Annotated in this window: 9 protein-coding genes; 4 read left to right on the top strand and 5 right to left on the bottom strand. The window is 67.1% G+C overall.

Translation table 11 applies throughout. The features are described from left to right. Positions 1–734 (bottom strand): BPSS1780 family membrane protein (locus ACLFMY_RS06905; protein ID WP_410763874.1); only part of this gene is annotated, 734 nt, incomplete at its 3' end. Positions 735–837: 103 nt separating this feature from the next. On the opposite strand from ACLFMY_RS06905, the gene ACLFMY_RS06900 reads away from it, so the two are divergent. Together ACLFMY_RS06900 and ACLFMY_RS06895 are read left to right on the top strand one after the other, a co-directional pair. Next, positions 838–1,593 (top strand): HAD family hydrolase, encoded by a 756-nt coding sequence (locus ACLFMY_RS06900; RefSeq protein ID WP_410763873.1) that lies wholly within the window; start codon positions 838–840, stop codon positions 1,591–1,593. Positions 1,594–1,681: 88 nt separating this feature from the next. After that, entirely contained in the window at positions 1,682–2,083 is a 402-nt protein-coding gene (locus tag ACLFMY_RS06895; RefSeq protein WP_410763872.1) for a CZB domain-containing protein, read from the top strand. A gap of 60 nt (positions 2,084–2,143) precedes the next feature. Here ACLFMY_RS06895 and sbcB read toward each other — a convergent pair whose 3' ends face one another. Beyond that, positions 2,144–3,691, bottom strand: coding sequence for an exodeoxyribonuclease I (gene sbcB / locus ACLFMY_RS06890; protein ID WP_410763871.1), 1,548 nt, complete (start codon positions 3,689–3,691; stop codon positions 2,144–2,146). Between the two features lie 30 nt (positions 3,692–3,721). Then, positions 3,722–5,662: a transglycosylase SLT domain-containing protein gene (locus tag ACLFMY_RS06885; RefSeq protein ID WP_410763870.1), complete on the bottom strand. Its 1,941-nt coding sequence runs from the start codon at positions 5,660–5,662 to the stop codon at positions 3,722–3,724. 197 nt (positions 5,663–5,859) lie between these two features. Here ACLFMY_RS06885 and gluQRS point away from each other — a divergent pair, with 197 nt between their 5' ends. Further along, positions 5,860–6,771 (top strand): tRNA glutamyl-Q(34) synthetase GluQRS, encoded by a 912-nt coding sequence (gene gluQRS / locus ACLFMY_RS06880; protein WP_410763869.1) that lies wholly within the window; start codon positions 5,860–5,862, stop codon positions 6,769–6,771. A gap of 19 nt (positions 6,772–6,790) precedes the next feature. Here the strand turns inward: gluQRS and ACLFMY_RS06875 are convergent, their stop codons facing one another. Next, positions 6,791–7,663, bottom strand: a complete 873-nt coding sequence (locus ACLFMY_RS06875; RefSeq protein WP_410763868.1) for a rhodanese-like domain-containing protein — start codon at positions 7,661–7,663, stop codon at positions 6,791–6,793. Positions 7,664–7,857: 194 nt separating this feature from the next. Between ACLFMY_RS06875 and ACLFMY_RS06870 the strand changes: the two genes are divergently transcribed. Next, positions 7,858–8,568, top strand: coding sequence for a hypothetical protein (locus tag ACLFMY_RS06870; RefSeq protein ID WP_410763867.1), 711 nt, complete (start codon positions 7,858–7,860; stop codon positions 8,566–8,568). A gap of 29 nt (positions 8,569–8,597) precedes the next feature. Here the strand turns inward: ACLFMY_RS06870 and ACLFMY_RS06865 are convergent, their stop codons facing one another. After that, positions 8,598–10,151, bottom strand: a complete 1,554-nt coding sequence (locus ACLFMY_RS06865; RefSeq protein ID WP_410763875.1) for a peptide chain release factor 3 — start codon at positions 10,149–10,151, stop codon at positions 8,598–8,600. Between the last annotated feature and the right edge of the window lie 41 nt (positions 10,152–10,192).

Genomic DNA, 10,192 nt, shown 5'->3' with positions numbered 1-10,192 from the left:
GCCGCCCAGGCCCAGGGCACCAGCAGGATCGCGCTGATGCCGGCCGTCAGCGGGATGGTCATGAACATTCCCAGCCAGATCAGGCCGAAGACCAGCATCGGCAGCCAGTTGAGCCAGACGGCGCGAAAACTGGCCGCCAGCGCGGCCGTGAGCGAGTGCTCGTGGAGCACCACCAGCGGAATGGCGAACAGCATCGCCGAGAGATAGAGCACGTAGACGACCACCACGCCCAGCCAGATCCCCAGCGCCGAGGAGGAAGTCAGCACGGGCAGGAGCGTCTCCAGTCGCTCGGCATCGCCAAGCGCCGGATCGTTCAGGCCCGCCATGCCGCCCTCCGGCAGCGCCGCGGTAAGGTAGGCGGCGAGCAGCAGCAGAATCATCAGGTTGACCAGGATGGTCACGCCTCCCAACCCCACCAGCGGCCGCCAGGGGGCCCCGCCGCGGAACTGGGAGAAAAGCAGGTCGAAGCCGATCGGCTGCTCACGCGCCAACGGCTCCTCCTCGGTGCGCTCGAGGATCTCGGCGATCCGGGCGAAGATCATGATCACCCCGCCGCCGAACACCGGGGCGATCAGGTAGCCGGCGCCCATGCCGACCAGCGGCACCATGCTGACGAGGAACACCAGCACGTACATCAGCAGCACGCTGCCGATCACCAGGCCGGGCCGGGTCTTTAGAAGCTGCCATCCACCCGCGATCCAGCGGGCACCGGAACTGGCCGGTCGTTTGCGCATTGAGTACACTCTCGTCCGTTTTTGTCTTGATCCTGACCGCCCGCATGCGGCACTGCCGCGGAGCGCAGGGATCTACATGGTAACCAGAAAAGTGGCGAAGCCGATGTTACAAGCGATCCTGTTCGATGTGGACGGCACCCTGGCCGATACCGAGCGTGACGGCCACCGCGTGGCCTTCAACCTGGCATTCCGCGATGCGGGCCTCGACTGGCACTGGGACGTGCCCACCTACGGCGAGCTGCTGACCGTGACCGGCGGCAAGGAACGCATCCGCTACTTCATCGAGACCCACGCCCCGGCCCTGCCGGAGACGGACGACCTTGCCGGCTGGATTGCCGGCCTGCACAAGGCCAAGACCGCCCACTACCTCGCCCTGCTGAAGAAGGGCGAGATCCCGCTGCGCCCGGGTGTCGAGCGCCTGATCGCCGAGGCCCGCGAACGGGGCGTCCGTCTGGCCATCACCACGACGACCACGCCGGAAAACGTCGACGGGTTGTTGCGGGCCACGCTCGGCGACGAGAGCCTGGACTGGTTCGAGGTGATCGCCGCCGGCGACATCGTGCCGGCCAAGAAGCCCGCCCCCGACATCTACCACTACACCCTGGAGAAAATGGGGCTGACCGCATCCGAGGTGATCGCCCTGGAGGATTCCGGCAACGGCGTGCGCTCGGCGCGGGGAGCCCAGGTGCCCGTCGTGGTGACCCTCAACGACTACACCGCCGAGGACGACTTTTCCGGCGCGATCTCGGTGCTCACCGACCTGGGCGAGCCCTCGGCGCCGGCCCGCACCCTGAGCGGCCCCGCCCCCGGCAACGGCATCGTCGATCTCGACTACCTCAAGGCCTGTCTCGGCCAGTGAGTCGGACAGTCCCACCCACGACCTGACACCCACCGGGCAAATCGTTAGACTGGTGGGAATCAGGCACACGCAACCGATCGAGCCCCCCATGAACGCATCATCCCCGGACGAAAAGGCCAGCTACGACTACGAGTCGTTCATCGACGGTTTCGAGGAGGTTACCTACTGGCACTTCGACTGGTACTCCCGGATCATGGGCGCGCTGCTGTACAACACGCCGCGCCCCACCCTGAGCGAGCACGAGTGCCGCTTCGGCCGCTTCCTCGAGACCCATGGCGCCCCTCCGGGCCGAGAGGAGGAATTCGAGAACGTCCACCAGTTGCACATCAAGATGCACGTGGCCGCCGACACGCTGATCACCAGTGCCGAGGGCGGTCAGCAGGCCGAGCGGGAGGCGTTCGACGAGTTCGTCGAGTTGCAGAGCCTGTTCCTGGCCACCTGTTTCAACCTGATGCGTGACGCCTTCACCGACAGCCTCCGCTGTCCATAGGAAAGGTTCTGAACGCATCCGGGCGAACGCCGGCAAGGCCTGCCTGACGACGGTTCCCGCTCAGGCGCCCGGAGCCACCGCCGACGACTGGAGTTCCTCCTCACGGTCGGCAAGCCAGACCGCGTAGGGCCCGAGCAGCGCACGCTGCTCGGGCGTCCAGGCCTCGGAGTTCCGCAGGCGTTCCACCTCGTGGAACATCGCCGGGAAATCCCGACCCGCCGGCACCGTCTCGACATCCTGTCCCTGCACGCGCCCGCCCGGGCGCAGTTGCTCGACCAGACGCCGCTGCCAGCGCTCGCGCGCCGGCGCATCCAGCGCCTCGGGCAGATTCCGCGCCACGAACCCCTCCGCCAGTTCCGCCAGCCGCGGGTCCTCGAACGACCAGGCCAGCAGGTCGCGCGCGTGGGCCACGGCCTCGTCGCGCGAACGCATCCCGCGTGCCCGGCTCCACCAGTCCTCGAGATGCGACCGGTCGGCCCGCGGCACGAAACCGGCATAGAGCGCCTCCTCGACCGGCTTCGGCGGGAATGCACCCTCCGTGGCCTCGATGGCTGCCAGCAGCCGCTCACGCAGCTCCCCGACGTGTCGGCGGAGGAAGTCGGCATGCCGATGCACCCGTGCACGGTCGATGACCATGCGTTGCGCCACCCCCGACTCGTCGAGCATGTCGGCCGGGAGCACCACCGGCACCCGGTTGAGATGAATCCCCTTGACCGGCAGGCGCAGGTCGGACGCGCCATCCTCGGCGTCCGGTGCCGGGTTCCTGACGAAGCGTCTCTCGGCCCAGGTGTCGGCATCCAGGTCCATCCACGGTTCGGGGTCGAATCGCAGGTCCCAGCATTCGCGCCGGTTGCGGTTGGCATCCACCTGGCCGAGCGAGCAGAACATGGAGGCCGACGCCGTGCGTGCCGGCAGGCGCGGGGAGACGTGCAGGAAGGGGGCGAGATCCCGGTTGTCGACCAGACGGGCCACTGCCCGCTTGTCCCTGGCCGCCAGCAGCCGCGTCCAGAGGTCGGGATCGGCGTCGCGGAGCCGGCGGGCCAGGTCGATGGTGGCCTCCACGTCGGAGAGGGCATCGTGGGCCTGCTCGTGCATCAGGCCGTTGGCCGCCGACAGCTCGCTCAGGCGCAGCGTGGGATTGCCCTGCCCGTTGACCGGCCAGTTCAGCGCGTCCGGGCGCAGGAGACGGTAGGCCCGCGCCGCGTCGAGCACGTCGAAGCGGCTGTTGCCGTCGGCCCACTCGTGCCGGTAGGGGTCCAGCAGGTTGCGCCAGAACAGGAATCGCAGCATGGGCGCGTCGAAGCGCAGGTTGTTGAAACCGACCACGCAGGTGTTCGGCTGGTTGACCAGGCGATAGATCCGGTTGGCCAGGTTGGCCTCGCTGTCGGCCCGGGCCAGCACGGGATCGTCCGGCAACAGCCCGGTGGTCATCACCGCGGCCGGGTGCGGCAGGCAGTCGATGCTCGGACGGGCGTACCAGACGATCGGCTCGCCGATCGGCTCCAGTTCGAGGTTGGTGCGGATCGCGGCGAACTGCAGGGGACGATCGAAGGCCGGATCCGCCCCGGTGGTCTCCAGGTCGAAAAACAGGAAGCTGGGTGAGGACATGTGCCCGACTCCGTGGCGGGTTTCGATGGTTCAGTCCGACGGCCCGATCACCGGGAGCAGCAACTCCAGGCGATCGGGCTTGCCCTCGCGGCGCCACTGGTAGGTCACCATTCCCGCCAGCACGGCTTGGGCATAGGCGCGGGTCTCGTCGAACAGGATGGTGTCCACCCAGACGTCACCGGGGAGCGGCACATCGGGCATCCAGTCGCCGACTCGCCTCGGACCCGCATTGTACGCGGCGCTCGCCAGCGGATAGCGCCCATCGAACCGCTCGGCCATGTGACCCAGGTAGGCAGACCCGAGGACGATGTTCGTCTCGGGGTCGTCCAGGGTCAGGGGGGCGAGGTGCAGCCCGGCCTTGCGGTTGATCCAGCGAGCGGTGTCCGGCATCAACTGCATCAAGCCCTGTGCGCCGACACCGGAGCCGATGTCGCGCATGAACAGGCTCTCGCGGCGCATGATGGCATAGATCCAGTCCGGATCGATCGAGTGACTGGCCGCCTGCTCTTCGACCAGTTCACGGTGCGGCAGGGCAAACCGGGCCGCGTACCATTCCGGGTCGTGCACCCGGTCCATGCGGGCGATCAGGACAGCCACCCGGTCATGCCAGTCCACGCTGTGGGCCAGCCAGGCCAGCGACGGCAGCAGCCCTTCCGGCAACGAGCGGAATGCGTGCTCGAACAGCCGCCGCGCATCTTCGGGGCGATCCAGGCGATGGAGGGCGAAGGAAAGCATCAGCCAGGGGTTCGACGTCAGCCGTGTCAGGGCTTCGTCTTCCGGTTCGGGAAGCACGGCGCGGTTGCTGTCAGGCAACGGGTACTGGATCCCCAGGCGGTCGGCGGCGAGAAAACCGTGATAGTCGGGCGTCCGGGCGAGATCCCGCCACGCGGAGCGTGCGGCGGTCTCCCGGCCCAGCCGCGCATCGGCCACGGCCCGCCAGTAGCGCCACTCGCGTGCCTCGGCCAGTTCGTCGGGCATGGCATCGATCGCCTCCTTGACACGCGCCCACTCCAGGTGCCGGATCGCCGAACGGACCGTCCAGGTCCAGACCTCTTCGTCGCGCGCCTCGACCGGCACCTCGCGCAGCCACTCGTAGGCCTGCGGTTCGTAGAGATAGCCTGCCTTGAGGGCGGCGAGTCGACTGACCGACCCGGCCTGCTCGTCGGACAGCAACTCCGCCCGCTCGGCCCGTGCCAGCAGGTCCCTGGCCTCGGCAGGGTCCCGCTTGGCCAGCCACAGGAGGCCCTGCGTGATCTCGTCGGCGTCTCCGCGCGCCTCGATGGCGGACGACACCGCAGCGGCCGGATCGTCGCGCAGGGCGATCCAGCGATCGCGATAGGATGCCAGCCCGGCCGGGCCTTGGCGCACGAGGTAGCGTGCCAGGCCATCCTGGCCGGCCTTCACGGCATTGCGGATCCGCTCCCGGTAGAGCGTTTCGTCGAGATGGTCGTTCGCCTCCAGCCACTCGAACACCGAATCGCAGACGTCGGGCTGGCTCCGGCCCCGCTTCCATGTCTCGCGCGCCTCGTCGACCACCGAACTGTCCAGCGTCTCGTCCACTGCCAGCCCGGCGGCCCAGTAGGCACACTGGTGGCGCGTGCCGGCGCGTATCTCCGGCGCGCGATCGAATGTCAGGCGGTATTCGCCCCAGGCTTCCTCGTCCGCGAGATGGTCGAGGTAACGACGCTTGAGTCGTGGCATCAGGGGGGCATCGGGATGTTCGCGCAGCAACCCGGTAACTATCGCCGGTTCGTCTTCCACCTGGTCGAGCGCCCATTTGGCCTCGAGGTAGACTCGAGCCTGCTCGCCCAGGGGACCGGAGGCCACCGTATTGAGCGCATTCCGAAACCCCGGCCCGTCCCCACGGTCGATTGCTTCCAGGGCCTGATCGAGTCCATCCGGAACCGGCAGTGCCGGCGCGGCCCTGAGCTGCGGGGCGACCGTCACCGCCATGACGGCGGCGGTGGTCATCGCCAGAACCGATCGGGACAGGCGGGAGAGGCAGGCGGGACGGGGCGGATTCCGGGGTTTCGTACCGATCATGGTGATGGCTCGCGAGTAGGTAGGTCAGGCAACCGGTGTACGATTCCGGCCGACGGCTCGAGTTCGATGAAACCGACGCGGCAGCGAACTATCGAACCGGTACGGCAACAAGGTTACAGGATGGCATGACGGCAGGAACGAACAACAGGGGGAACTATCACGGCCGGTTTGCACCGACGCCGAGCGGCCCGTTGCATGCCGGCTCGCTGGTGGCCGCGCTGGGCAGTTTCCTCGACGCCCGGGCACACGGGGGACGTTGGTCGGTCCGTATCGACGACACCGACCACGACCGCTGCCGTCCGGAGACCGTCGACGAGATCCTGGAGCAGCTCCGGGCCCATCAACTGCTGCACGACGGCGAGGTGGTCTTCCAGAGCCGGCGGACCGATCGCTACGAGGCGGCCCTGACCGAACTCGACCTGCGGGGCCGGCTGTACCGCTGCCGATGCACCCGCGCGCGCTTGCGCGAATGGGCCCGAGAGCAGGGACGGACCATGGGCGCGATCGGGCCGGTCTATCCGGGGTTCTGCCGGGCCGAGCCGGTTTCCGCCGAGGAGCGCCATGCCTTGCGGTTCCGCGTCACGGCACACACGCGGTCCGTGACGGACCGGCGGCTGGGCTCGATTCGTCAGGACATGGCAACGCAGGTGGGAGACCCGGTGTTGCGGCGGGCCGACGGCCCGATCGCCTATCACCTGGCGAACGTGGTCGACGATGCCGACATGGGGATTACGCACGTGGTGCGAGGGGAGGATCTTGCCGAACTGAGCCCGCTGCATGTCGAGCTGGCCGAGGCACTGGGCGTCACTCCGCCGGCCTACCTGCACCTGCCGCTTCTCATCGGCCCGGACGGGCGCAAGCTGAGCAAGACCAACCACGCGCCGGCTCTCGACAATCGCCGGGCGAGGGAGAACCTGCGGGAAGCGGCTGGCGCACTGGGGCTGGAATCGGGCAAGACGACCGATCACCCCGGCATCGAGCCAATGCTGAATCGATGGGTGGATCAGTGGCGGAACCGATACCTGACGGGCGGATGATCCGCCCATCGCGCGTGCGCTACTGCAGCCCCATGGACTCGTAGACGCTCGACACGCCGTCCTTCAGGAACCAGTATTCCGGAACGCCCTTTTCCTCGAGGTAGTACTGGAGCCAGCGGACCTGCTTGCCGGTCGCGTCGACGAAGAACATGGGACGTCCCTCGGTCTTCGCGGTCCGTATCAACGCATCCAGCTCGCTGTTGTCGGTGGTCAGGGGGATGTGACGATCCTGCATCTGGAACAGGGAGATGCCCGCACGCTGGTCGCGGTTGCGGATGTCGACGATGATCGGATCCTCGCTGCGCTCGATGCGACTGAAGAAGGGATCCTCTGCCAGCACGTGGCGCTCGAACTGCGCATCGCTGATCAGCTTGTTCGGATCGCCGAGTGTTTCCCCGAGCAGTTCGGTCCGGTCCGGGTTTGCCTGGGCCCAGGCGAAGATGCCCGCATCGTAGACGAGCGAGTCAGTCAAGCCCGCCCCCTCGGCCTTCAGCGCGGCCTTGTAGGAAACGGCACAGGTCACGCCGTTGCAGTAGAAGACCAACGGCTTGTCGGTCTCTTCCGCCAGCGCCCTCACGCCTTCCGAAAAATCACCGGAGGCGAGGGGAATGGAATGCGCACCCTGGACACGCAGGGTCTCGTACTCGTACTGGGAGCGGGCATCGACAACGGCGTAATCGTCCAGCGCCTCGGCCAGCGCCTCGGTCTCGATCGTCTCCACACCGGCCTGGGCATACTTGTCGCGCAGCGGGAAATCCTCCGCGCTCCCCGACATGGGCCAGGCCAGGCTGACGGCCAGCAACAACCCTGTCAGTCCACCGGCCCGCCTCTCCGGCCGCCGCGCCTCCCTTGGGCCGATCTTCAGTCCCCGCAACGGGGCAATTCGAAACACTCCATGATCTCCTGCCGACATTCCCTTGGCTCCGTTTCTTGTTGGCTTTGTCATGGCAACATACTCCCAACGTCCTTTCGGGCGCAAGCCACGGACGTCGGCCCTTGCCCCGCCGCAAATACGCTGATTAAATCGTCCCGGGCCCCGACCGGGCCCGAACGTTCCGCCTTCCAAGCAATCCCGGAAACACTTGCATGCGCTCCCTGCCTCCTTCCCCCATTACTCGCCTGCTGGGCCCGCTGCTGCTGGCCGCCCTGGTTGCCGGCTGCGACCGCAGCCCCCCGGACCATCCGTTCCTTCCCTGGGACGTGACAGTGAACGATCAGGGGCAGGTGGAAGTCTTCGGGATGACCCTCGGGAAGTCCACGCTGCTGGACTTCAAGCGCCTGTATGACCAGAAGGCCGACCTGGCGATGTTTTCCAAGCCGGGCGAACCGCTGACACTGGAGGCCTATTTCGGCCAGATGAGCGTGGGACCGCTCACCGCGCAGGTGGTGCTGGTGGGAGACGTGGACCAGGAGACGCTGGAACACTGGGCGGACGAGTCGACCATCGCCGACCCCACCCCCAGCGGGGCCCGCAAGCTCTCGATGTCGGACAAGGCCCTGCTCGAGGCGCAGGACAAGCCGATCCGCTCGATCAGCTACGCGCCAACGGCCGACTACGAGGAGGAGCTCCTCGAGCGGCGCTTCGGCGAGCCGGCGGAAAGGCGAGCGATACCACGAGGAGAACGGGACAAGGATGACCCGACCGCGACGCTGTGGCTCTACCCGGAGAAAGGGCTGGTCATTACCGTGGAGCCCGACGACAAGGAGATGTTCCAGTACATCAACCCGGAACACTTCGACCGGCTGGTCGACCGCACGCTCGGCGGCGCCCCCGCCGGAGACCCGGAAGAGCACTGAGCCGACGGCGGGGGCTGTCCCGTCGAGGATCAGTCCGTGCTGTAGTCGCCGTGCTCGCGCGTGGCGAGGAAACGCACCTCCGGCCAGCGTTCCTGGGTCATCTGCAGGTTGACCCGCGTGGGCGCGATGTAGACCAGATCGCCGGCGTGGTCGATCGCCAGGTTCGCCTGGTTCTTGTTCTTGAACTCCTCGAAGCGCTTGGGATCGTCGCATTCCACCCAGCGGGCGGTATTCACGTTGACCGCCTCGAAGCGGCAGTCGACGTTGTACTCGTCCTTCAGGCGCTGGGCGACCACGTCGAACTGCAGCACGCCCACGGCGCCCAGGATCAGGTCGTTGTTGGTCAGCGGCCGGTAGAGCTGGGTCGCGCCCTCCTCGCACAACTGCGACAGCCCCTTGAGCAACTGCTTGGACTTCAGCGGATCCTTGAGCTGCGCCCGGCGGAACAGTTCCGGGGCGAAGTTGGGGATGCCGGTGAAGACCAGCTTCTCGCCCTCGGTGAAGGTATCCCCGATGCGGACCGTGCCGTGGTTGTGGATGCCGATGATGTCGCCGGCCTGCGCGGTCTCCAGACGCACCCGGTCGGAAGACATGAAGGTCAGCGCATCGGGAATCTTCACGTCGCGCCCGAGGCGCACGTGGTGCGCCTTCATGCCACGACGGAACTCGCCCGAGCAGATGCGCAGGAACGCAATCCGGTCGCGGTGCTGCGGATCCATGTTCGCCTGGATCTTGAAGACGAAGCCGGTGAACTTGCCCTCGGACGGCTGGACCGTGCGGCCGGTGGCCTCGCGTGGCTGCGGCGGCGGCGCGTACTCGACGAAGTCGTCCAGCAAGGATTGCACGCCGAAGTTGTTCATCGCCGAGCCGAAGTACACCGGCGTCTGCTCACCTTTGAGATAAGCATCGAGATCGAACTCGTCGGCCGCACCTTCCACCAGCTCCATCTCCTCGCGCAACTCGTCGGCCTGGGTGCCCAGACGCTCGTCGAGCAGCGGGTTGTCGAGCCCCTTGATCGCCTCGACAGCCTGATCACGGGTGCCATCGGCCGAACCGAAGAGATAGGTGGTGTTCTGGGCGATGTGATAGATGCCGCGGAAGCGTTTGCCGCTGCCGATCGGCCAGGTCACCGGGGCACAACGGATGTTCAGGACGGTCTCGACCTCGTCGAGCAGCTCGAGCGGGTCTCGGCCCTCGCGGTCGAGCTTGTTGACGAAGGTCATGATCGGCGTGGTCCGCAGGCGACAGACCTCCATCAGCTTGATGGTGCGCGCCTCGACGCCCTTGGCCGCATCGATCACCATCAGCGCGGAATCGACCGCGGTGAGAACCCGGTAGGTGTCCTCGGAGAAGTCCTCGTGGCCGGGCGTGTCAAGCAAGTTGACGATCCGCTCGCGGTAGGGGAACTGCATCACCGAGCTGGTCACCGAGATGCCGCGCTCCTTCTCCATGGCCATCCAGTCGGAGGTGGCATGACGACCGGACTTCTTCCCCTTGACCGTGCCGGCGAGCTGGATCGCGCCGCCGAACAGCAAGAGCTTTTCGGTCATGGTGGTCTTGCCCGCGTCAGGGTGCGAGATGATCGCGAACGTCCGGCGGCTGGAGTAATCGTTTTCGGGTGTGG

Source organism: Guyparkeria sp. (assembly GCF_046545975.1).
Classification (GTDB): domain Bacteria; phylum Pseudomonadota; class Gammaproteobacteria; order Halothiobacillales; family Halothiobacillaceae; genus Guyparkeria.
The sequence above is the reverse complement of the archived record's forward strand: the minus strand, read 5'-3'. Positions and strand labels throughout refer to the sequence as shown.

What these genes read in the sequence shown, in the direction of transcription:
- ACLFMY_RS06900 (WP_410763873.1), top strand. Translation starts at nt 838, where the DNA reads ATGTTACAAGCGATCCTGTTCGATGTGGACGGCACCCTGGCCGATACC.
- ACLFMY_RS06895 (WP_410763872.1), top strand. Translation starts at nt 1,682, where the DNA reads ATGAACGCATCATCCCCGGACGAAAAGGCCAGCTACGACTACGAGTCG.
- sbcB (WP_410763871.1), bottom strand. Translation starts at nt 3,691, where the DNA reads ATGTCCTCACCCAGCTTCCTGTTTTTCGACCTGGAGACCACCGGGGCG.
- ACLFMY_RS06885 (WP_410763870.1), bottom strand. Translation starts at nt 5,662, where the DNA reads ATGACCACCGCCGCCGTCATGGCGGTGACGGTCGCCCCGCAGCTCAGG.
- gluQRS (WP_410763869.1), top strand. Translation starts at nt 5,860, where the DNA reads ATGACGGCAGGAACGAACAACAGGGGGAACTATCACGGCCGGTTTGCA.
- ACLFMY_RS06870 (WP_410763867.1), top strand. Translation starts at nt 7,858, where the DNA reads ATGCGCTCCCTGCCTCCTTCCCCCATTACTCGCCTGCTGGGCCCGCTG.